Origin of the sequence: Pantoea sp. SM3640, assembly GCF_015654165.1 — a bacterium.
GTDB lineage: Bacteria > Pseudomonadota > Gammaproteobacteria > Enterobacterales > Enterobacteriaceae > Pantoea > Pantoea vagans.
This window is the reverse complement of record NZ_CP064872.1, coordinates 107,768-129,209: the sequence shown is the minus strand read 5'-3', so window position 1 is coordinate 129,209 and position 21,442 is coordinate 107,768. Positions and strand designations below refer to the sequence as shown.

Annotated in this window: 15 protein-coding genes; 9 read left to right on the top strand and 6 right to left on the bottom strand. The window is 56.4% G+C overall.

Features of this window, described 5'->3' with window-relative positions; genetic code table 11:
• Positions 1-59: 59 nt before the first annotated feature.
• The gene (gene iolD / locus IV493_RS00570) at positions 60-2,000 is read right to left on the bottom strand and encodes a 3D-(3,5/4)-trihydroxycyclohexane-1,2-dione acylhydrolase (decyclizing) (protein ID WP_195857605.1); all 1,941 of its coding nucleotides are present in this window, start codon (positions 1,998-2,000) and stop codon (positions 60-62) included.
• Positions 2,001-2,544: 544 nt separating this feature from the next.
• On the opposite strand from iolD, the gene iolC reads away from it, so the two are divergent.
• The gene (iolC, locus tag IV493_RS00565; RefSeq protein ID WP_195857604.1) at positions 2,545-4,458 is read left to right on the top strand and encodes a 5-dehydro-2-deoxygluconokinase; all 1,914 of its coding nucleotides are present in this window, start codon (positions 2,545-2,547) and stop codon (positions 4,456-4,458) included.
• A 578-nt stretch (positions 4,459-5,036) separates the two neighbouring features.
• Positions 5,037-5,885, top strand: coding sequence for a MurR/RpiR family transcriptional regulator (locus IV493_RS00560; RefSeq protein ID WP_033784214.1), 849 nt, complete (start codon positions 5,037-5,039; stop codon positions 5,883-5,885).
• A gap of 79 nt (positions 5,886-5,964) precedes the next feature.
• Here the strand turns inward: IV493_RS00560 and iolB are convergent, their stop codons facing one another.
• A complete protein-coding gene (iolB, locus tag IV493_RS00555) occupies positions 5,965-6,783 on the bottom strand; it encodes a 5-deoxy-glucuronate isomerase (RefSeq protein ID WP_013359363.1) in 819 nt (272 codons plus the stop codon).
• A 112-nt stretch (positions 6,784-6,895) separates the two neighbouring features.
• Positions 6,896-8,401 (bottom strand): CoA-acylating methylmalonate-semialdehyde dehydrogenase, encoded by a 1,506-nt coding sequence (locus tag IV493_RS00550; protein WP_195857603.1) that lies wholly within the window; start codon positions 8,399-8,401, stop codon positions 6,896-6,898.
• A gap of 420 nt (positions 8,402-8,821) precedes the next feature.
• Here IV493_RS00550 and IV493_RS00545 point away from each other — a divergent pair, with 420 nt between their 5' ends.
• On the top strand, positions 8,822-9,637 hold the full coding sequence (locus tag IV493_RS00545; protein ID WP_195857602.1) for a TIM barrel protein: 816 nt from the start codon (positions 8,822-8,824) through the stop codon (positions 9,635-9,637).
• A gap of 84 nt (positions 9,638-9,721) precedes the next feature.
• Here IV493_RS00545 and IV493_RS00540 read toward each other — a convergent pair whose 3' ends face one another.
• Positions 9,722-10,936: an MFS transporter gene (locus IV493_RS00540; RefSeq protein WP_195857601.1), complete on the bottom strand. Its 1,215-nt coding sequence runs from the start codon at positions 10,934-10,936 to the stop codon at positions 9,722-9,724.
• A 276-nt stretch (positions 10,937-11,212) separates the two neighbouring features.
• Here IV493_RS00540 and IV493_RS00535 point away from each other — a divergent pair, with 276 nt between their 5' ends.
• Positions 11,213-12,268, top strand: coding sequence for an AI-2E family transporter (locus IV493_RS00535; protein ID WP_195857600.1), 1,056 nt, complete (start codon positions 11,213-11,215; stop codon positions 12,266-12,268).
• Here IV493_RS00535 and IV493_RS00530 read toward each other — a convergent pair.
• Positions 12,257-12,940: a FadR/GntR family transcriptional regulator gene (locus tag IV493_RS00530; protein WP_195857599.1), complete on the bottom strand. Its 684-nt coding sequence runs from the start codon at positions 12,938-12,940 to the stop codon at positions 12,257-12,259. The genes IV493_RS00535 and IV493_RS00530 overlap by 12 nt on opposite strands.
• A gap of 148 nt (positions 12,941-13,088) precedes the next feature.
• Between IV493_RS00530 and uxuA the strand changes: the two genes are divergently transcribed.
• The 5 genes from uxuA (at position 13,089) to IV493_RS00505 (ending at position 20,284) form a co-directional block, all read left to right on the top strand.
• Positions 13,089-14,273 (top strand): mannonate dehydratase, encoded by a 1,185-nt coding sequence (uxuA, locus tag IV493_RS00525; protein WP_013359369.1) that lies wholly within the window; start codon positions 13,089-13,091, stop codon positions 14,271-14,273.
• A gap of 282 nt (positions 14,274-14,555) precedes the next feature.
• Positions 14,556-16,163 (top strand): EAL domain-containing protein, encoded by a 1,608-nt coding sequence (locus tag IV493_RS00520; protein ID WP_195857598.1) that lies wholly within the window; start codon positions 14,556-14,558, stop codon positions 16,161-16,163.
• 438 nt (positions 16,164-16,601) lie between these two features.
• Positions 16,602-18,107: a glycine betaine/L-proline transporter ProP gene (proP, locus tag IV493_RS00515; protein WP_033784222.1), complete on the top strand. Its 1,506-nt coding sequence runs from the start codon at positions 16,602-16,604 to the stop codon at positions 18,105-18,107.
• 127 nt (positions 18,108-18,234) lie between these two features.
• Positions 18,235-19,212, top strand: coding sequence for a porphobilinogen synthase (hemB, locus tag IV493_RS00510; protein ID WP_033734324.1), 978 nt, complete (start codon positions 18,235-18,237; stop codon positions 19,210-19,212).
• A gap of 103 nt (positions 19,213-19,315) precedes the next feature.
• On the top strand, positions 19,316-20,284 hold the full coding sequence (locus tag IV493_RS00505) for a diguanylate cyclase (protein ID WP_013359373.1): 969 nt from the start codon (positions 19,316-19,318) through the stop codon (positions 20,282-20,284).
• Positions 20,285-20,310: 26 nt separating this feature from the next.
• Here the strand turns inward: IV493_RS00505 and IV493_RS00500 are convergent, their stop codons facing one another.
• Complete coding sequence (locus IV493_RS00500; protein ID WP_195857597.1) at positions 20,311-21,333, bottom strand: alpha/beta fold hydrolase; 1,023 nt, start codon at positions 21,331-21,333, stop codon at positions 20,311-20,313.
• Positions 21,334-21,442 lie beyond the last annotated feature (109 nt).

The following is a 21,442-nucleotide window of genomic DNA, read 5'->3' as shown; positions in this document are numbered from 1 at the left end:
TACACCTGTGTAGGGTTCGTACGGAGAAGAGGAAAACGGGCCGCAGCACGGCCCGGAAATTAATATTTGCGCGCCTGATCCAGATGGGTGTTGAGCTTGTCCGCCACCGCCTGAGCGCGTTCGGTTTTCGACGCCTGCGCCACGCCGACATGCCACCAGCTGAAATATTTGTGGATCATGGTTTTTGGCAGCACTTTGATGTCGATAAGGGTGGAGACCGTCTGGGTGCGGGCATCTTCCAGCGCCGCTTTAAGCTGTTCCAGGCTGGTGACGCGATAAGTTTTGCAGCCATAACCGGCAGCAATAGCCGCGAAATCGACCGGGATAAAGCCGCCGTCCAGCCTGCCGCTTTCCGCATTACGGAAACGGAACTCGGTGGTGAAGCTGTCCATACCGTGTTCCATCTGCAGGTTGTTGATACAGCCGTTAGTCATGTTATCCAGCAGCACGACGTTGATCTTCGCCCCTTCCTGAATCGAGGTGACCAGCTCAGAGTGCAGCATCATAAAGGAGCCGTCACCGACCAGCGCATAGACCTCGCGCTGCGGCTGCGCCAGTTTTGCACCCAGCGCGGCATTGACTTCATAGCCCATGCAGGAGTAGCCATATTCGACGTGGTAGGCGTTGTAATCTTTGGTGCGCCAGACGCGCTGCAGGTCGCCCGGCAGGCTGCCTGCGGCGGCTACCACGACCGCATCTTTCGGCAGTTGCTCATTTAAGGTGCCGAGCACGCTGCTTTGCGTCAGCAGTGACTGGGTCAGGCGGTTAAATTCTGCGAACACCGCTTCGCGGTCGAGATGGTCAGCAATCTCTGGCACAAAGTCGCCATCGTGATATTCCACCTGATAGACGCGCTGCGTCTCTTTCAGCAGCTGGCTCTGCGCCTGCTCAATCTGGCTGCCCCAGTCATTACTGTAGTGCTGTGAGGCCAGTGCAGCGGTGAGCGCGGTCAGCCCTTCACGGGCATCGGCCAGCAGCTGCACGCCATCGAGCTTGTAGCTGTCGAAGTTGCTGACGTTAATGTTCAGGAAGCTGACATCGGGATGCTGGAAAATCCATTTCGATGCGGTGGTAAAGTCGGTGTAGCGGGTGCCGATGCCGATGACTAAATCGGCCTCTTTCGCCAGCAGGTTCGCGGCCAGACAGCCGGTTTCGCCTACGCCGCCGACATTCAGCGGATGGTCAGAGACCAGCGTGCCCTTGCCCGCCTGCGTCTCGGCAAAGGGGATCTGATAGCGCTCGGCAAACTGGCGCAGCGCCTCGCCCGCTTCAGAGTATTTCACCCCGCCGCCGCAGATAATTATCGGCTTGCGCTTATGGTTAATCAGCGTCAGGGCATCCGCCAGCTGCGCCGCGACCGGCAGGCGGCGATCCAGACGGTGCACGCGTTTCTGGAAGAAGTAGTCCGGGTAATCCCAGGCCTCACCCTGCACATCCTGCGGCAGCGACAGCGTGACCGCGCCGGTTTCGGCCGGATCGGTCAGCACGCGCATGGCATTGATACAGGCGGACATTAGCTGCTCAGGACGGCTGACGCGATCCCAGTATTTGCTGACGGCGCGGAAGGCGTCGTTGGTGCTGATGCTAAGATCGTAGCTCTGCTCAATCTGTTGCAGCACCGGATCGGGCTGACGGGTGGCGAAGACGTCGCCGGGCAGCAGCAGCAGCGGAATGCGATTAGCGGTCGCAGTGGCGGCGGCAGTAATCATGTTAGCCGCACCCGGTCCCACAGACGAACTGCAGGCGATAATCTGACGGCGCAGCGACTGACGGGCAAAGCCGGTGGCAGCATGGGCCATGCCCTGCTCGTTACGACCCTGCCAGACCACCAGATCGCCGCTATCCTGTTCCAGCGCCTGGCCCAGCCCCAGCACGTTGCCATGGCCGAAAATCGCGAAGATGCCTTTGACGAACTTCGTCTCAGTGCCATCAACATCGATGAATTGATTATCAAGAAATTTAACCAGCGCCTGTGCCGTGGTCAGTCTGATTGTGCCCATGTTTCTTCCTTACATGCTGGTGGACCCCGACTTCCGCGACAGCGCGCCAGGCGTTGTCATTGGCGGAAAAGCGGCCGGAATAACTGAAACGTGAGGCGATTATAAACAAATATATTTTTCATAAAACACGATTACAGAAGAAACATTTCATTTTGCGAGTGAGATCAAATTTAATGATGGCAACAGGTCTGGCGGGCGATCACGACGGGGAAATCTGGAACGTTTAGCAGAGAGTGGTTCATGATGAAAAAATTCATTTCAATGGGGCAGCTTGCCTGACTGGCGTACGGATTCCTGCGATCGCCTTCACAACCCTGACATACCGCACATCGTGACAGCAGAGACCGCGCAGGCGGGAGGCAATCAGGAGTTTTACCTGGTTCACAAAATTGCGATGGATATTTCATTTCATATTGAATATGGAATTTTTATTCCTCATACTTCTCTCATAGCCAGCCAGATACCCACAGACCCGGAAGCAGAGCCTGCCTGGATCGATCTTTTCGCCCGCCAGCTCTGCGAATCACAGAAGGAAACCACAGGTATGAGTACACAACAGAAGCCGCTTGATGTGATTTGTATCGGGCGCATCGCCGTTGATTTTTATGGCCAGCAGATTGGGGCACGGCTGGAAGATGTCACCTCCTTTGCTAAATATCTGGGCGGATCATCGGGCAACGTCGCTTATGGCACCGCGATTCAGGGGCTGAAATCGGCGATGCTGGCGCGGGTGGGAGATGAGCACAATGGTCGCTTTCTGCGTGAGGAATTGCAGCGCGTGGGCTGCAACACCGATGCTCTGATCACCGATGCAAAACGCCTGACCGGCATGGTGATTCTGGGGATTAAAGATGAAGAGACTTTTCCGCTGATTTTCTACCGTGATAACTGCGCTGATATGGGTCTGGTACCGGACGATATCGACGAAGGCTTTATTACCTCGTCCCGCGCGGTGGCAGTCACCGGCACGCACTTATCTCATCCGCAGACCCGTGAAGCGGTGCTGAAAGCGCTGGATATCGCCCGCCGCAATGGCCTGCGAACGGCGCTGGATATCGATTACCGCCCGGTGTTATGGGGACTGACTTCTCTGGGTGACGGTGAAACACGTTTCATTGAGTCGTCTCAGGTCACTCAGCAGTTGCAGGAAGTGGTGCACTATTTCGATTTGATCGTCGGCACCGAAGAGGAGTTTCATATTGCCGGTGGCAGCACCGATACCCTGACTGCGCTGAAGAACGTGCGTCAGGCGAGCCAGGCGACGCTGGTCTGCAAACGCGGTCCGCTGGGTTGCGTGGTGTTTGAAGGTGAAATTCCGGATAGCTGGGAACAGACTCAGCTGCACACCGGCGTGCGCGTCGACGTGCTCAACGTGCTGGGCGCGGGCGATGCCTTTATGTCTGGCCTGCTGCGCGGCTGGCTGAATGATGAAGGCTGGGAGCAGGCGTGCCGTTATGCCAACGCCTGTGGCGCGCTGGTGGTGTCACGCCACGGCTGTGCCCCTGCCATGCCAACCAAAGCGGAGCTGGATGATTTCCTGAGCCGCGACACAGAGGTGAAACGTCCCGATCTCGACAGTCGTCTGAACCATCTGCACCGTGTGACCACCCGTAAGCAGCAATGGCCGGAGCTGAACGTGTTCGCTTTTGACCATCGCAAACAGCTGGCGGATATGGCGCAGGAAGCGGGTGTTGATGAGAGCCGTATTCCACAGCTGAAACTGCTGCTGCTGGAAGCCGCTCAGCAGGCGGCCAGTGAGGCGGGATTAGAGAACAAAAGCGGCATTCTGGCGGATACCACGTATGGTCAGAAAGCCCTGAATGCCATCACGGGTAAGAAGTGGTGGATTGGCCGCCCGATCGAGCTGCCCAGCTCACGTCCACTGCGTCTGGAGCATGGCAACATCGGCTCGCAGCTAATCGACTGGCCCGCCGAGCATGTCGTGAAATGTCTGGTGTTTTATCATCCGCATGACAGTGCTGAACTTCGCAAAGAGCAGGATGACCTGGTGCTCGACGTCTGGAAAGGCTGTAACAAAAGTGGCCATGAGCTGCTGCTGGAAGTGATTCTTCCCGAGAGCAACCCGGATAAGAATGAAGCCTATTACCTTGATATGCTGAGCCATTTCTACAGTCTGGGTATTCAGCCGGACTGGTGGAAACTGCCTCCGCTATCCGCAGAGAGCTGGCAGGCGATCAGTCGTCTGATTGAGGAGCAGGATCCTCTCTGTCGCGGCATTCTGTTGCTGGGTCTGGATGCACCCGAAGAGAAGCTTAAAGCGGGCTTCGCTGCGGCGGCCAACGCGCCATGGGTAAAAGGTTTTGCGGTGGGTCGCACCATCTTTGGTCAGCCTTCGCGTCAGTGGTTGCAGGGTGAACTGGACGATCAGGCACTGATTGAGACCGTAAAAGGCAACTATCTGCGGCTGATTGAGTACTGGCGCGCTGCCCGCGCCTGATTTGCTGCTCTGCACCAGACTGTCTCAACCGCGATGGCCTCAGACTACTGACTCACTCAAAGCAGGGTGAATGTTGCAGCAACGAATAAGCTCAGCGCGCAGGTAACACGGTCAGAAGAGGAAAGCGTCCCGCGCCAGGGACAAAAACGCCGGGAGCGTTTTTGAACAACGCGAAGCGTTGGCCCGGCAACGGGCGCACCTCATGGATGAGGTGCGTAATAGCGCGGGCCGAGCAGCCATGGATGGCTTGAGCGACTTTCCGATCTGACCGTGTTACCTGAGCCTGTGCGGACTCATAGCAGGCAGAGACAGACTTTTTAGTAATATCACGCCATCCCAACCGGGATGGCGTTTTACTGGTTACCCCTCTTCTATTCTGTCATTTCATCCCTGCTATCATTTCATCCCGTTTTTCACCCTGTCATTGCCCGCCTGGGCGCGCTAAAGCCAATCTGTGAACCATTTCATAAAGCCATGAAATAAACCGCTTCGTTGACGCAAACAAATGAAATTTTCCATCCATCTGATACTATAGCGCTCATTATGCAGCCATTATTCTAATGATACGGGCAGAAGTGATGAACAATAATCCCACCCAACTTTCTCTCTTGCAGGACGATATTCGTCGCCGCTACGAAACGCTGAGCAAGCGTCTTAAACAGGTTGCGCGCTACATCCTTGATAACAGTAACAGTATTGCTTTCGATACCGTCGCCTCGATTGCTCAGCAGGCCGATGTACCACCGTCGACGCTGATCCGTTTTGCGAATGCGTTTGGCTTCAGCGGCTTCAACGAAATGAAACAGGTTTTTCGTCAGCACCTGATGGAAGAGACGGTCAACTATACCGAGCGCGCGCGTCTGTTTCGTCAGACCTCAACGGACGACAGCGCCAGTGCGCCTGAGAGTCCGGCGGAAATCCTCAACGTCTTTACCATGGTGAACAGCCAGGCGCTGCAGCAGCTGGCGATGCAGGTGAATCCTGAGCAGCTGAACAAAGCAGTAAAACTGCTGAATGAGGCTGAGAACATCTATGTAATTGGCCTGCGTCGCTCGTTCAGCGTCGCCTCCTATCTGGTCTACGCGTTGCGTCATCTGGAGCGTCGTGCGTTTCTGATTGATGGTCTGGGCGGGATGTTTACCGAGCAGCTCAGCCTGGTTAATCCGAAAGATGTGGTGATTGCGATCAGCTACTCGCCCTATGCGCGTGAAGCGGTCGAGGTCGTCGAAATGGGGGCCAAGCGTGGCGCGCATCAGATCGCCATTACCGACAGCCAGGTCAGCCCGCTGGCTGCCTTTAGCGATGTCTGCTTTGTGGTGCGTGAAGCGCAGGTCGATGGCTTCCGTTCGCAGGTCGCCTCACTCTGCCTGGCACAGACGCTGGCGGTGTCACTGGCGCTGAATAACGCCGATAGTTCCGCTCAGTAACCTGCGTTTCGCACAGCAAAAAGGGCAGCCTAATCGGCTGCCCTTTTTTACAGGCATACGCTGATAAAACCGCTGAGCCTTACTCTGATCGTGGATAGCTGTCGCTGTTCACCCAGGCGTGATCTTTTTCCCAGCTGAATTTCCACAGCCGTACCGGCCCTGCCATCACGTTCAGATAGTAGTTGTTGTATCCGGCCAGCGTCGCCACCGGATGATAGCCACGCGGCACCATCACGACATCGCGGTTATAGGGTGCCATACAGGCATCCAGTGAGCGATCGTCGGTATAAACGCGCTGCATGGCAAAACCAGGTTCCGGATCGAAACGGTGATAGTAGGTCTCTTCCAGGTAGGTTTCGTTTTCACTCTCCTCCTGATCATGCTTGTGGCTGGGATAGGAGCTGGTATCGCCTTCGTTGGTATAAACCTCCACCACCAGCAGACTGTCAGCGGGTTCAGTATCAGGCAGGATATTATGCACCAGACGCTGGTTGCGCCCTTTACCGCGATGCTCAACACCGACATCGGCTGGCGCAATCAGTCTTGCAGGCAGATTGCCCTGACCGGGCGCGTTACAGACGGCCAGCTCAAGATCGCTGTCAGCATAGACTTCCACTTCATCGTCATGCGGCACATACACGGAATACGGCGGCACGCGTTCGAAAGGCGACATGCGCTTACCGATTCCGGGAAACTCAGCATGGCGGGTTTTCACCGAGGCCAGCCCGGCCACCAGCACCAGACACAGCTCTTTGTCACCGCTGGTCAGGCGCAGAGTTTCCCCTTTTTTCAGCAGATAAGCATCAAAGCCAACATAACGCCAGCCAGCACGCTCAGGCGTGACATGCTGAATACGGCCCTGTGCGTCCGGGGCCTGTGCTTTCGACAGTAAAGACATCCTGATCCTCCTCTCTGTCACGATTGACGCTGCGGTCATTTCACGGGCGAGGTGCCCGCGAACAAAGCGACCGGCAGAGTCTCCTGCCGGTCGCGATCAGCGTTGAAATAGATCAACCTAAGGTTGGCATACTGAATTCAGACACGGTCTGCTGACCGGACGGCCAGCGCACGGTGGCGGTTTTCATGCGGGTATAGAAACGCACGCCATCCGGCCCGTGAACATTAAGCGCGCCAAACACGGAACGCTTCCAGCCACCGAAGCTGTGGAATGCCATCGGCACCGGAACCGGCACGTTAACACCGACCATGCCCGCTTCAACGTTCTGCACAAACTCACGCGCGGTGTGACCGTTGCTGGTGAAAATTGCGCTGCCGTTACCAAACTCATGGCTGTTGACCAGCTGCAGCGCGCTGTCGTAGTCCGGTGCACGCATGATGCTCAGCACCGGCCCAAAAATCTCTTCACGCCAGATCACCATCTCAGAGGTGACGTTATCAAACAGCGTGCCGCCAACGTAGTAACCTTCGGCGTGACCTGCAACCTGCACGTTACGACCATCGACCACCAGCTTCGCGCCTTCCTGCTCGCCTTTGTCGATGTAACCCAGCACCTTCTTCTGATGCGCGGCTGAGACAACCGGTCCCATCTCATTTTCATCGGCACCCTGATTGATCCCAGGACCGATCCGCAGCGCTTTCACCAGTGGCGTCAGACGGGCAATCAGCTTGTCAGCTGTGTCATCGCCCACCGCGACCACAACCGGCAGCGCCATGCAGCGTTCACCGGCCGAGCCAAACGCACCGCCCATAATCGCGTTAACGGTGGCATCCAGATCGGCATCCGGCATAACGATAGCGTGGTTTTTCGCCGCGCCAAACGCCTGCACCCGCTTACCGTGGGCGCTGGCAGTTTTATAGATATGCTCAGCCACACCGGACGAGCCGACGAAGCTCACCGCTGCGATGCGCGGATCTTTATAGAGCTGCTCAGCATCTTCGTTAGAGCTGTGCACCACGTTGAATACGCCATCCGGCAGGCCCGCTTCGGTCAGCAGCTCGGCCATGCGCACGGCCGCAGAGGGATCCAGCGCCGGTGGCTTCAAAACAAAGGTATTACCGCAGGCCAGCGCGATCGGGAACATCCACAGCGGCACCATCGCCGGGAAGTTAAACGGCGTAATACCCGCTACGACACCCACCGGCTGCATCAGCGAAAAGCTGTCAACGCCGCCGCCGACGTTCGGGGAATATTCACCTTTAAGCAGATGGGGGATCCCGCAGGCAAACTCAATCACTTCAATGCCGCGCGTCAGTTCACCTAAGGCATCAGACCAGACTTTGCCATGCTCAGAGACAATCAGCGCCGCCATCTCTTCACGATGCTGCTCCATCAGGGCTTTAAAGTTAAACAGAACGCGGGCGCGACGCAGCGGCGAGGTTTTTGACCAGGCAGCAAATGCGTCATGCGCGACACCAATCGCCTTGGCCACTTCATCGGCGGTACTTTGCGTCAGTTCACGTACCACTTTGCCGGTTGCCGGATCGTAAACAGGAATGGTTTCGTTGCTGGCGCTGAAAGTCGTTTTGCCGCCAATAAAGTTACCTATGATTGTCATGATGTTGCCTCTTAAGATGGTTAAGTTCCCTGCAGACGGGCCCTGTGGCCTGCCACACTGCCTGACCAGGCAAACCTGAAAGCGTGCTATGAAGCTATTACAGTGGAATAAATTTTTCAAATAGTTCTTTTTGGAAAATTTGCTTTTAGCGGCACGGATCGCATTTTTGCCGCCCTCAAGCCACTGAAGATGTCCTGATGGCAGGAGGCGTTTACCAGCGCTCAGCCTTAGTCAGGCAGGCGAAAAGCAGAGGCGGATAGAGCGGGTATTCCTGCGAAGTTGATCCAGCGTTTATGCATCGGACTGAAACGGAATATGAAATTAATGCGAGACCGATCTAATAATCTGCATTTCATAATTCACTATTAATGAAATAAATGTTTTCTTTAGTCCATCCTTCTCCTGTCCCGGAGTCAGCGCATGGCCATAGATCCCACACGTTTCTGTATCAACCGCAAAATTGCGCCCCGGCTCTCGCTGGAGGCCTTCTTTCAGCTGGTTCAGCGTCTGGGGCTAAGCAAGGTCGAACTGCGTAATGACATGCCGGGCGGCAGCGTCACCGATGACCTCAGCACCGATCAGCTGCGCGCCCTGGCGGATAAATATCACATCGATATCGTCACGATTAATGCGCTCTATCCCTTTAACCGGATCGATGACGCGCTGCTGACGCGGGCGGAGTCGCTGTTACAGACAGCACAACAGATCGGCGCAAAAGCACTGGTGATGTGTCCGCTGAATGAGGGGATTACCGTGTCGCCTCAGCAGACGCAGGCGGCAATGCAGCAGCTGGCGCCGCGCTTTGCACACTATGGCATTCAGGGGCTGGTCGAGCCGCTGGGGTTTCCGGTCAGCTCACTGCGCTCGATCGTACAGGCGCAGCAGTTGATCGCCGCGGCGGATGTGCCCTTCAGGCTGCTGCTGGATACCTTTCACCATCATCTCTATGAACAGGCTGAACAGGAATTTCCGGCGGGTATCGATATTGACCAGATTGGGCTGGTGCATCTTTCGGGTGTGGAAGATCGGCGCCCGACTGCCGAACTGACCGACGACGAACGCATCATGCTGAGTGACAACGATGTGCTGAAGAGCGTGGTGCAGGTTAAACGGCTGGAGATGCTCGGCTACAAGGGCGTCTACGCTTTTGAGCCGTTCTCCGGTCAGCTCAACAACTGGACACCGGCGGAGATTGAACGCCAGATCCGCCACAGTATTGAACTGCTGCAGGCCTGAAACCTGTTCGCGCCCGAAATTTATTGGTTTATCTGTGTCTGAAAAGACGTTATGGCCCGCTGCTGGGCCATTTTTTTATCCTGATCAATGCCCGCTTACGGGCTCTGAAGCCTGACGCCGCTGCAGGCGCAGCGTGCAGAAGAAAGCGACGCAGACCAGCAGCGCCGTGAGCAAGTAGACGCGTGAGACACCGGCATAATTCATGATGAATCCGGCCAGTGGCCCGGTTATTCCCAGCGACAGATCCATAAAAGCGGTATAGGTCGCCAGGGCGCTGCCCTGATTCTGCTGCGGCACCACTTTTACCGCCACCACGCCCAGTGCCGGAAACACCAGTGAAAACCCGGCGCCGGTCATAAACGCGCCCGTTTTTGCCATCCACGGATCGCCTGCGGCGGCGACCAGAAAGAGCCCGGCAGCCTCAACCGCCAGACAAACGCTGGCGACCCGCAGGCCACCGTGACGGTTAATCGCATTCGGGAACAGCAGGCGCGCCCCGACAAAAGCGCCGCTGAACAGGGAAAGCGCAAAGGCGGCTCCCTCCCAGCCTTTATCCTGATAGAACAGCGTGATAAAGGTGGCAATCACGCCGAAACCCGCTGACCCCATCGCCAGAATCGCGCCAAAGCCAGCGATTTTCCCCAGCACCGCCCGAAACGGCAGCGGTCTGGCGCGGCTGGCTTTTACCGCCGGACGCGGGACCGCGCAGACGATGCCAACCACGCAGATGGCCACAATCACCAGCGATAGCCACAGCAGCCCGCCGGCCCGGAAGATCACCACGCCCAGCGGCGCACCTATCGCCATCGCGCCATAGGTGACGATGCCGTTCCAGGAAATTACGCGGCCAATGTGCAGTGAACCGACCCGCGCTACCCCCCACAACGAAGTGCCGGTGCCGGTAAAGCTCTGGCCCACACCCAGAATCAACCGGCCCACACAGAGCAGTATCAGGCTCCAGAGCGGGGATGCGATCAGCGCCGCCAGCAGAATACACAACCCGCTAATCAGACAGCCCACCAGGCCCGTCACCACCACTTTCTTTGGCCCCCAGAGATCGGCATAGCGCCCGGCATGTGGCCGGCTCAGCAGCGTCGCCACATATTGCAGGCTGATCACCACGCCCGCCCAGAATGCGCTGAAGCCCAGCTGGTCATGCACCCAGCCAGGCAGGACCGCCAGCGGCAGACCAATGGTGAGATAGCTGGCAAAGTTGTAGGCGACGATAGAGAGGATCAGCAGCGAGATGTTCAGGCTTCCGGATGGAGCATTCTGTTCCGCTGCAGGCTGTTCAGGCATAGGTTCTCGCACGTAGTTGGCTGAATGATAAGGTTTATCCTTTAACTATACCTGCTTTCGCCACCGGCGCATCACACTGGCACGGTTATCGGGCAGTAAAACGCGGCGCAAAAACAGGAACAGCAGGAGGTCGCGGTCCTGCCGTCATAGCTGAGTGCGGTGGCGCTGATTATCACGCTATTATGCCGCCGCGCTTTACCGTTTCTCTGATAAATCAGATTGTTAATTTTCTTTCAGCTACACTTCCAACAGCCAGATTACGTCACGGGAGAGGCAATGAGCGAGCTGCAACGGGAAAAGATTGGACAAAATATTCTGATAAAACTGGCGATGCTGGTCATCATTCTTGCCGGGGTTCGGGCCGCGTCCGATATTCTGGTCCCGCTTCTGCTGGCGGCGTTCTTTGCCATTGTGCTCAACCCGCTGGTGACAATGCTGATGCGTCGTGGCTTACGCCGTGGACTGGCGATTGGGCTGGTCATTACTGTGATCTTCTGCGGTATCCTGCTGCTGGGTGCCATCATCGCCAGCTCAATGAGCGAGTTTTCTGACCTTTACCCGCAACTGCGCGCCACCATGGAACAGAAAATGACGGTGCTGCAACATCTGGCGGCGGGCTTTCATCTCAATATTTCTACCGACGCGCTGGTGCAGCGTTTCGATCCGAATACCATGGTGAACCTGGCGAGCGCGGCGCTCAGCGGCTTTTCGGGTGCGATGACCAATACTGTGCTGCTGGTGCTGACCGTGGTCTTTATGCTGTTTGAGGTTCACCATCTGCCTTACAAAATGCGTAACGCGCTGGTGAACCCGAAAATTCGTATCGCCGGGCTGCATAAGGCGCTGAAAGGTGTGACGCACTATCTGGCGCTGAAAACCCTGGTGAGTCTCATCACCGGCATCGCCGTCTGGCTGAGTCTCTATCTGCTGGATGTGAAGTTCGCGCTGCTGTGGGGCGTCGTGGCCTTTATCCTCAACTATATTCCTAATATCGGCCCGATTATTGCCGGCATTCCGCCCTTTCTGCAGGCGCTGTTACTGAACAGCCTGTTTGATGCCGCGATGGTGGCTGCGCTGTTTACCGCGATTCATATGGTGTTCGGCAATATGCTGGAACCGCGCCTGATGGGTCGCGGCCTGGGCTTATCAACGCTGGTAGTGTTCCTGTCTCTGGTCTTCTGGGGCTGGCTGCTCGGTCCGGTCGGCATGCTGCTCTCGGTGCCGCTGACCAGCATTACCAAAATCCTGATGGAGACCACGCCGGGCGGCAGCCGTCTGGCGATTATGCTCGGCACCGGACGACCTAAACGCGTCCGGGGTCTAACCAAGTAGCCGCTGCTGCACGTGCTGCAGATGGCTCTCCATCGCCTGGCGAGCCGCTGCTTTATCGCCTGCCACAATCGCGTCGGCAATCTGCTGATGATCAGCGTTCATCGCCTGCGCAAAGCTGTTATCGGCATAATGGCGTTCCAGCCGCTGCACGTGCGGGCTGTGACGCCGGTTCCAGAGCTGCTCCAGCAGGTCGCGTAACACGTCGTTACCGCTCATCTCGCCGATCAGCAGATGGAAGCGTTTATCCTGCTCCAGAAACGCCGCATCGTTTTCATTGTAGTGCTGCAGTTCAGCGGTCAGCGCCAGCAGTGCCTCTCGCTGTACGGCGGTACCGTTAAGGGCGGCAAATCCTGCCAGCATGCCTTCAAAGGCTTCACGCGCCTGCAAAAGATCCTGCAGGCTGCAGGTTTCACTCTCCTGCGGGATGGCGGCCTGTGGCAGCGGCTGAGCGACGTAGATACCGTTGCCGGTGCGGATATCGACCCAACCGGTCATCTCCAGCGCAATCAATGCTTCACGCACTGACGAACGGCTGACACCTAACTGTTTTGCCAGCTCGCGTTCGGGCGGCAGCAGGCCGCCCGCCACAAAATCACCGCGCGTGATACCGGCCATAATGGCGTTGGCGATCTGACGATACAGGCGCTCCGTCTTGATGACTGGCAGGCTCATTACCCTCTCCTTTTATTCCGCATAATCCGCTCACTTGCCGGATGCAGTTTGTCATGCTGCGATCCGGATCACGGCCCTGATGTGTCCACTATCATACTCTTGGCCCAGCGGCCTGACCACTGGGCCACATCACAGTTGAGGAGTAAAAATGGAACATACATGGCGATGGTACGGCCCGAACGATCCGGTCTCCCTGGATGATGCGCGTCAGGCGGGCGCAACCGGTATTGTGACGGCGCTGCACCATATCCCTAACGGTGAAGTATGGCCGGTTGAGGAGATTAAAGCGCGTCAGGCACTGCTGGCGGAAAAGGGTCTGGTCTGGTCGGTGGTGGAGAGCATCCCGGTTCATGAGGCGATCAAAACCCAGCGCGGTGACTACCTTCGCTATATCGCCAGCTATCAGCAGTCGATACGCAATCTGGCCGCCTGTGGCATCGATACCGTCTGCTACAACTTTATGCCGGTGCTGGACTGGACACGCACCGACCTCGCCTGGACGCTGCCGGATGGCGCAAAAGCGCTACGCTTCGACGCCGACGCTTTCGCCGCCTTCGAACTTTATCTGCTGCAGCGTCCGGGCGCGGAGCAGGATTACAGCGCGGCTGAACAGCAGGCCGCCGCTCAGCGCTTTGCCACCATGAGCGCTGAGGATAAAAGTACGCTGGTGCGCAATATTATCGCCGGTCTGCCTGGTGCCGAAGAGGGTTACACCCTGGAGCAGTTCCAGGCGCAGCTGGCACAGTATGACGGCATCGACAAAGCGAAACTGCGCGAGCATATGGCAACCTTCCTGCGCGCTATCGTGCCGGTTGCGGAGGAAGTGGGGATTAAACTGGCAGTGCATCCGGACGATCCACCGCGACCGATTCTGGGCCTGCCGCGCATCATCTCTACCCAGGAAGATATGCAGTGGCTGAAGGAAACCGTGGACAGTCTGCACAACGGTTTCTGCTTCTGTACTGGTTCCTATGGCGTGCGTGCCGACAATGCGCTGGTTGAGATGGCGGAAACCTATGCCGACCGCATCAACTTTGTCCACCTGCGCGCCACAAAGCGCGAGGCAAACCCTAGCAGCTTCCATGAAGCCGCGCACCTGGCGGGCGACGTCGATATGGTCGGCGTCATCAGGGTCATTCTGGCGGAAGAGCAGCGGCGGCGGCGGACGGGCAATCAGCGAGCAATTCCGATGCGCCCCGATCACGGCCATCAGATGCTGGACGACCTGCATAAACGTACCAATCCCGGCTATTCTGCCATTGGCCGGCTGAAAGGACTGGCTGAGCTGCGCGGCGTTGAAGTGGCGCTGAAACAGATCTATTTTGCTGATTAAGAATCACCTTTACCCTGCGTCCGCGCTCAGGCGGGCCAGGGTCACCCCAGGCGGCAGCAGCGATTCGTCCTTCTGCCCTGCCTCCCGTTCTCACCTGTTTTTTTGCTGAATACCAATAAAGGCAAAACAACCTGTCAATAAAATGTAAAGTCTGGTCGATAATTGACCTGAGTCAGTTCAGTTGATCGCAAAAACGCTAATCTGCACCGCCCGGAGAAATGCTATGCTGCGCCACTGATTAGCCCCTCCGTATAATACCAATAATATCCAGAGGATTTAGCGGTGCCGCTACTGAAACGAAAACGCGACTACGCCAGGCTGGTGATTATTATCTCCGGCGTGCTGCCTCTGATTATTGGCATTTTTTTCACGGCCCTAGATGCGCGCCACACCGTGCGGCAGCAGCAGGTGAACGCGGCAAAGACGCTGTTATCTCAGGCCGAGAGAATGAGCGACAGCGCCTGGAATATGATTACTGAGCTGCGCCAGTTTCAGCATCAGCCCTGCAGCCAGATTGAAAACCAGTTACAGCGCATCGGTGCGCTGAATCCCTATTTTCGCGCCATTGGTAAAATGGAAGAAAACAGAATTGCCTGCTCTTCAGCCTATGGTACGAAGCCTGCTTTTCTGAGCGATATGATCATGCGTGATGCGCCGGTCACCGGAAAAGCGTGGTGGAGCCTGTCGATTGCCGGAACGGCGGGTGTGCCGGACCGTCCCGCAGTGATTTTTATGCGCGATCTGCCCGATGGTGAGGGGTTCTGGGCAGTCGTTGACGGCCAGTATCTGATCGATTTTATGCGCGCCATCAGCAGTACCCATCTCTATCATTTCAGCATGGAATTTAACGACGGCGCGCCGATCTCGTTTGGCGATCCGCAAATCGCCCTGTCCGGCTGGTTTGAACCGCTGATTTATCAGGCCAGCTCCAGCCGCTATCCGCTCTCTGTCACCCTTATTGCCTCACCCTCTGAGCTGATCCTGGCCTGGCGTCAGGTAATGTTGATCATCATGCCGATGGCGATCATTTTCTCGATTCTGTTGATGATGCTGATGGCGAACTGGCTGCAACGGCGTATTTCCTGGCGCGATGAGATTCGGCGGGCCATCGCCAGCGGTCAGTTCAGGGCGCACTATCAGCCGGTCTATGACAACCGGCTGCAGCGCTGTAGCGGCGCAGAGGCACTGCTGCGCTGGACAACGCCCGACGGTAACGGCATCCGGCCCGATATTTTTATCGGTGCCGCTGAAGCGGAAGGCATGATTGTGCCGCTTACCCGTCATCTGCTCGATTTAATTGCAGAGGATGTGCAGGCGTGGCAGGTTGAACCAGGCTTCCATCTGGCCATTAACGTGGCGGCCGATCATCTGCAGCACCCGGACTTTGTCGACGATATGCTGCACTTTGCTGACCGGGTTAAAGATAAGCAGTTCCTGATTACCCTGGAGCTGACCGAACGCAGCCTGATCAAAGATGGCGTTGAGGTGGCACGCAAGCTGGAGCAGCTGCGCGGTTGCGGAATGAAAGTGGCGATTGATGATTTTGGTACCGGTCACTGTTCGCTGAGTTACTTACAGACCTTCACCATGGATTATCTGAAGATCGATCGCGGCTTTATCAACGCGATTGAATCCCTGGAGGGCAGAACCCCGGTGCTGGATGCAATCATTCAGCTCAGTCATGAGCTTGAGCTGGAAGTGCTGGGGGAAGGCGTCGAGAGCGCATTGCAGTTCAGCTATCTGCAACGGCGCGGCGTGGTCTTTATCCAGGGCTATTATTATGCCCGCCCGATGGACAACGCGGCGTTGATTGCCTGGCTCGCCAGACAGGGCGAACAGCCGGTTAAAGCGAATCACGCCCCTGAGACTCATCAGACAGCCAGCATCTAAACCGACCCTGAACTTAACAGGCTTGCCGCGCAATATCGGCGTCTGTGTGTCTTTCGTTAGGTCGCATGGCTTACTGCCACCCTGCTCTGTATAGCGAATAACCACCTGCGGCGTCGGTATCGTCGCTCATCACCCCTTCCCGCCCCCAATTTGCTGAAAAAAACGGCGATCGTCACGCAGCGTGATAATTTTTTTGCGCAGCTAATCAGCCGTAACAGTGGTAAAAATAGCCTGTATGTAGCCCAAACATGACAGATATCACACAAAAACGGTATACTCTGTCGCTGTTCGCAATAATAACAACAGTAATTATTGTGTCAGTGGGCGCGTAAACCGCGCTTATTTGAAGCTATGCTTAAATTTCTCAACGCAGCGGTCTGATGACTCACCGCGGCTCGCGCCGTTGAGGACTTTCGTGTTCCATTACAGGGTAATTCTATGAAATTGCGTAGGAAGCGTGTAAAACCAATTGGGATCGATGATGTGACCATCATCGATGATGCCCGTTTACGTAAAGCCATCACCGCGGCCTCTCTGGGTAACGCGATGGAGTGGTTCGACTTCGGTGTTTATGGCTTTGTGGCCTATGCACTGGGTAAAGTCTTCTTCCCGGATGCATCACCAGGCGTGCAGATGATCGCCGCGCTGGGTACCTTCTCTGTACCCTTCCTGATCCGTCCGCTGGGTGGTCTGTTCTTCGGTATGCTGGGCGACAAATATGGTCGTCAGAAAATCCTTTCCATCACCATCATCATCATGTCGGTCAGTACGTTCTGTATCGGCCTGATACCCTCCTATGCCTCCATCGGCATCTGGGCGCCGATTCTGCTGCTGTTAGCTAAGATGGCACAGGGCTTCTCGGTAGGCGGTGAATATACCGGTGCTTCAATCTTTGTCGCCGAATATTCGCCTGACCGTAAACGTGGCTTTATGGGGAGCTGGCTCGACTTCGGTTCGATTGCGGGCTTCGTGCTCGGTGCGGGCCTGGTGGTGCTGATCTCCTCCATTATCGGGGAAGAAAGCTTCCTTGAGTGGGGCTGGCGTCTGCCGTTCTTCGTCGCGCTGCCGCTGGGCATCATCGGTCTTTACCTGCGTCATGCGCTGGAAGAGACCCCGGCATTCCAGCAGCACGTGGACAAACTGGAACAGGGCGACCGCGAAGGCCTGCAGGATGGTCCGCAGGTTTCGTTTAAAGAGATTGCGACCAAACACTGGCGCAGCCTGCTCTCCTGTATCGGTCTGGTTATCGCGACGAACGTCACCTACTACATGTTGCTGACGTACATGCCGAGCTACCTGTCGCACAACCTGCACTACAGCGAAGATCACGGCGTGATGATTATCATCGCCATTATGATCGGTATGCTGTTTGTTCAGCCGATGATCGGCATGATGAGTGACCGTTTTGGCCGTCGTCCGTTTGTCATCATCGGCAGTATTGCCCTGCTGGTCTTCGCCATTCCCGCCTTTATGATGATCAACAGTGGCGTGCTGGGCCTGATTTTTGCCGGTCTGCTGCTGATGGCGGTGATCCTCAACGCCTTTACCGGTGTGATGGCCTCGTCACTGCCTGCGATGTTCCCGACGCACATCCGCTATAGTGCGCTGGCGAGTGCGTTTAACATCTCGGTACTGGTTGCCGGTCTGACGCCAACGCTGGCGGCCTGGCTGGTAGAAACCACCAGCAACCTCTACATGCCAGCCTACTATCTCATGGTGGTGGCGGTGATTGGTCTGATTACCGGTCTGTTCATGAAAGAGACGGCAAACAAGCCACTGAAAGGTGCGACGCCAGCGGCCTCAGACATGGAAGAAGCGCGCGAAATCCTGCAGGAGCATCACGATAACATCGAGCACAAAATCGAAGATATCGACGAAGAAATTGCCCGCCTGGAAGCGAAACGTAAAAACCTGGTGCAGCAGCATCCGGATATCAACGAGTAATCGTTCTGCTCTCCCGCCGCCCGGCGGGAGAGTCCTTTTCCCCTCTTATTACCGCACACAAACCTTCATGCCTCGCGGGCAAAGAGAGTAAACTGTCGTCACTTTTTTCACCTGCGTAAGAATGAAAATGTCTGATTATTCCCTTATCCAGCGCCCAAGAAGATTGCGCGCCAGCGCTTCAATGCGTGAAATGTTCCAGGAGTCTTCTCTGAGCCTGAACGATCTGGCTCTGCCTATTTTTGTTGAAGAAGAAGTCGACGATTACAAAGCGATTCAGGCGATGCCTGGCGTAATGCGTATTCCGGAAAAACGCCTTGCTTATGAGATTGAGCGCATCGCCAAAGCGGGCATTCGCTCGGTGATGACCTTTGGTATTTCGCACCATACCGATGCGACCGGCAGCGATGCCTGGAACGAAAACGGTCTGGTGGCACGCATGTCCCGCATCTGCAAAGACACCGTGCCGGAAATGATCGTGATGTCTGACACCTGCTTCTGCGAATACACCAGCCACGGTCACTGTGGCGTGCTCTGCGATCACGGCGTCGATAACGATGCAACCCTGGCCAATCTGGGTAAGCAGGCCGTGGTTGCCGCCGCAGCCGGTGCGGATTTCATTGCGCCGTCAGCGGCAATGGATGGTCAGGTTGAGGCGATTCGCCGGGCACTGGACGCGGCGGGCTTTACCCAGACCGCCATCATGTCCTACTCCACCAAATTCGCTTCATCGTTTTACGGCCCGTTCCGTGAAGCCGCCGGAACGGCGCTGAAAGGCGACCGTAAAACCTACCAGATGAACCCGATGAACCGCCGTGAAGCGATCCGTGAATCGCTGCTTGATGCGGCCCAGGGCGCGGATTCATTGATGGTGAAGCCGGCAGGTGCCTATCTGGATATTCTGCGCGACATTCGTGAACGCACCGAACTGCCGCTGGCGGCGTATCAGGTGAGCGGCGAATACGCGATGATTAAATTTGCCGCACAGGCCGGTGCCATTGATGAGCGTAATGTGGTGCTGGAAAGTCTCGGTGCGATTAAACGCGCCGGTGCGGACCTGATTTTCAGCTATTTCGCCCTTGATCTCGCAGAACAAAAAGTGCTCTGATCCCCTCCTCATAAAGAGCGTGGTTGCTATGTCACGCTCTTCTTCTTCGCCGTAAGGCAAACACCAGAACCTGGCTTCCGCTAAAACAATAAAGGTCTCTGTGATGAAAGCACCTGAAATCCCTGCCGACGAGGCACAACGTTTATCGCAGTTGCGTGCGCTGAACATAATGAACACGCCAGCGGAAGAGCGGTTTGATCGTTTAACCCGCCTGGCGCGCCGCCTGTATGACGTCCCTATCGCGTTAGTCAGCCTGCTGGAAAATGACCATCAGTGGTTTAAATCTGCTCAGGGCTATGAACCTAAAGGATCACCCCGCAACATCTCCTTTTGCGGCCACGCCATCCTGCAGGATGAGATCATGATCGTTGAAGATGCGCAAAAAGATGCGCGTTTTCATGATAACCCGCTGGTGACTGGCGAACCGCATATTCGCTTTTATGCAGGCTGTCCACTGCGTGCGCCCGGCGGCGCGAAAATGGGTACGCTCTGCATTATTGGTCGCGAACCGCGTCAGTTCAACGAAGAGGATCAGGCCACGATGCGCGACCTGGCCGCGATGGCCGAAGCGGAACTGGTCGCCTTTCAGACCGCCACCTGCGATGAGCTGACCCAGATTACCAACCGTCGCGGCTTTATGACGCTGGGGCAGATGGTTCTGAATGAGTGCCTGATGAAAAACCGGCCCGCCTGCCTGACCTTTCTCGATCTCGACAAGTTTAAGCAGATTAACGACACGCTGGGCCACCGTGAAGGCGACCGCGCGCTGATGGACTTTGCCGATGCGATGAAGGTGGTGTTTAAGCACTCCGATCTGTTTGCCCGTCTGGGCGGCGATGAGTTCGTGGTGCTGTTTAACGGCCTGCAGCAGCAGCAGAGCGAAGCGTTACTCGCCCGGTTCGACCATTATCTGCAACAGCAGTCAGTCAGTCTGAATCGTCGTTACCGCCTGCAATTCTCGTCCGGCGTGGTGGAGTTTGACGCAGCGCATCCACAGTCGCTGGAACAGTTGCTGCACGACAGCGATGAGCAGATGTACCTCAGGAAAAAGCAGAAACGCGTAGCGGTTTGAGATCAGGCGCCGCAGCGCCTGACCCGTCAGGGCCGCGCCAGATCGTCGAGCAGCGTCTGATTAAACGTTGCCGGTTCTTCCATTTGTGGCGCGTGCCCCATTCCGGGAAATTCAATTAAACGCGCGCCCGGAATGCGTTTTGCGGCCTCTTTACCCAGCACCGCGTAATCGCCCAGCCGGGCTTTGACCTTAGCTGAGGCGATATCACTGCCGATGGCCGTGGTGTCTGAGGTGCCGATCATCAGAGTGGTCGGGACTTTCAGATCGCCAAATTCATAAAATACCGGCTGCGTGAAAATCATGTCGTAGATGAGAGCGGAGTTCCACGCCACTTTCTGATGTCCTGGCCCGCTGTTGAGCCCGGCCAGCATATCGACCCACTTGTCATAGTCAGGTTTCCAGCGCCCGACATAGTAGGTCTGCTGCTCATACTTCTTAATGCCCTCTGCGCTGAGTTTCAGTTCGCGCTGATACCACTGATCCACCGACCGCCACGGTGCGCCTTTGGCTTTCCAGTCCTCCAGCCCAATCGGGTTGACCAGCACCAGCTTCTGCGTCTGTTCCGGGTACATCAGCGCATAACGCGTGGCCAGCATTCCGCCCGTAGAGTGACCGATAATTACCGCCTTCTCCACACCCAGCCGGGCGAGCAGCTGATGGGTGTTTTCAGCCAGCTGCTGAAAGCTATATTGATAGCTGGCGGGCTTGGTCGAGCTGCAGAAGCCAATCTGGTCGGGCGCGATAACGCGATAGCCCTGCTGACTCAGCGCGCGAATGGTCTCTTCCCACGTTGCACCACAGAAGTTTTTACCGTGCATCAGCACCACCGTTTTGCCGTTGGCCTGTTGCACCGGCTTCACATCCATATAGCCCATACTCAGCGTTTGCTGCTGGGACTGAAAATCGAAATGCTGCAGAGGATAGGGGTAATGAAATCCTTCCAGCTGTTCGCCATAAACAGGCGCGGCACTGGCGGGCGCATGCGCAAATAAAGCCAGCGAGGTGAGCAAAGCGGCAAGCGGTTTTTTCAACGCATATGTCGGGCTCATCCGGGGTTCTCCAGGTTAAAGGTGAGTCGTAAGCCTGGCATGTCGCGGCAGAAAATCTATTGATGGTCCGTGCTATGGCGTTGATTTCACAGATGCTGGCCGCCTTAAC

What these genes read in the sequence shown, in the direction of transcription:
- iolB (WP_013359363.1), bottom strand. Translation starts at nt 6,783, where the DNA reads ATGTCTTTACTGTCGAAAGCACAGGCCCCGGACGCACAGGGCCGTATT.
- IV493_RS00540 (WP_195857601.1), bottom strand. Translation starts at nt 10,936, where the DNA reads ATGCCTGAACAGCCTGCAGCGGAACAGAATGCTCCATCCGGAAGCCTG.
- iolD (WP_195857605.1), bottom strand. Translation starts at nt 2,000, where the DNA reads ATGGGCACAATCAGACTGACCACGGCACAGGCGCTGGTTAAATTTCTT.
- IV493_RS00535 (WP_195857600.1), top strand. Translation starts at nt 11,213, where the DNA reads ATGAGCGAGCTGCAACGGGAAAAGATTGGACAAAATATTCTGATAAAA.
- hemB (WP_033734324.1), top strand. Translation starts at nt 18,235, where the DNA reads ATGTCTGATTATTCCCTTATCCAGCGCCCAAGAAGATTGCGCGCCAGC.
- IV493_RS00530 (WP_195857599.1), bottom strand. Translation starts at nt 12,940, where the DNA reads ATGAGCCTGCCAGTCATCAAGACGGAGCGCCTGTATCGTCAGATCGCC.
- iolC (WP_195857604.1), top strand. Translation starts at nt 2,545, where the DNA reads ATGAGTACACAACAGAAGCCGCTTGATGTGATTTGTATCGGGCGCATC.
- proP (WP_033784222.1), top strand. Translation starts at nt 16,602, where the DNA reads ATGAAATTGCGTAGGAAGCGTGTAAAACCAATTGGGATCGATGATGTG.
- IV493_RS00560 (WP_033784214.1), top strand. Translation starts at nt 5,037, where the DNA reads ATGAACAATAATCCCACCCAACTTTCTCTCTTGCAGGACGATATTCGT.
- IV493_RS00500 (WP_195857597.1), bottom strand. Translation starts at nt 21,333, where the DNA reads ATGAGCCCGACATATGCGTTGAAAAAACCGCTTGCCGCTTTGCTCACC.
- IV493_RS00550 (WP_195857603.1), bottom strand. Translation starts at nt 8,401, where the DNA reads ATGACAATCATAGGTAACTTTATTGGCGGCAAAACGACTTTCAGCGCC.
- IV493_RS00505 (WP_013359373.1), top strand. Translation starts at nt 19,316, where the DNA reads ATGAAAGCACCTGAAATCCCTGCCGACGAGGCACAACGTTTATCGCAG.
- IV493_RS00545 (WP_195857602.1), top strand. Translation starts at nt 8,822, where the DNA reads ATGGCCATAGATCCCACACGTTTCTGTATCAACCGCAAAATTGCGCCC.
- uxuA (WP_013359369.1), top strand. Translation starts at nt 13,089, where the DNA reads ATGGAACATACATGGCGATGGTACGGCCCGAACGATCCGGTCTCCCTG.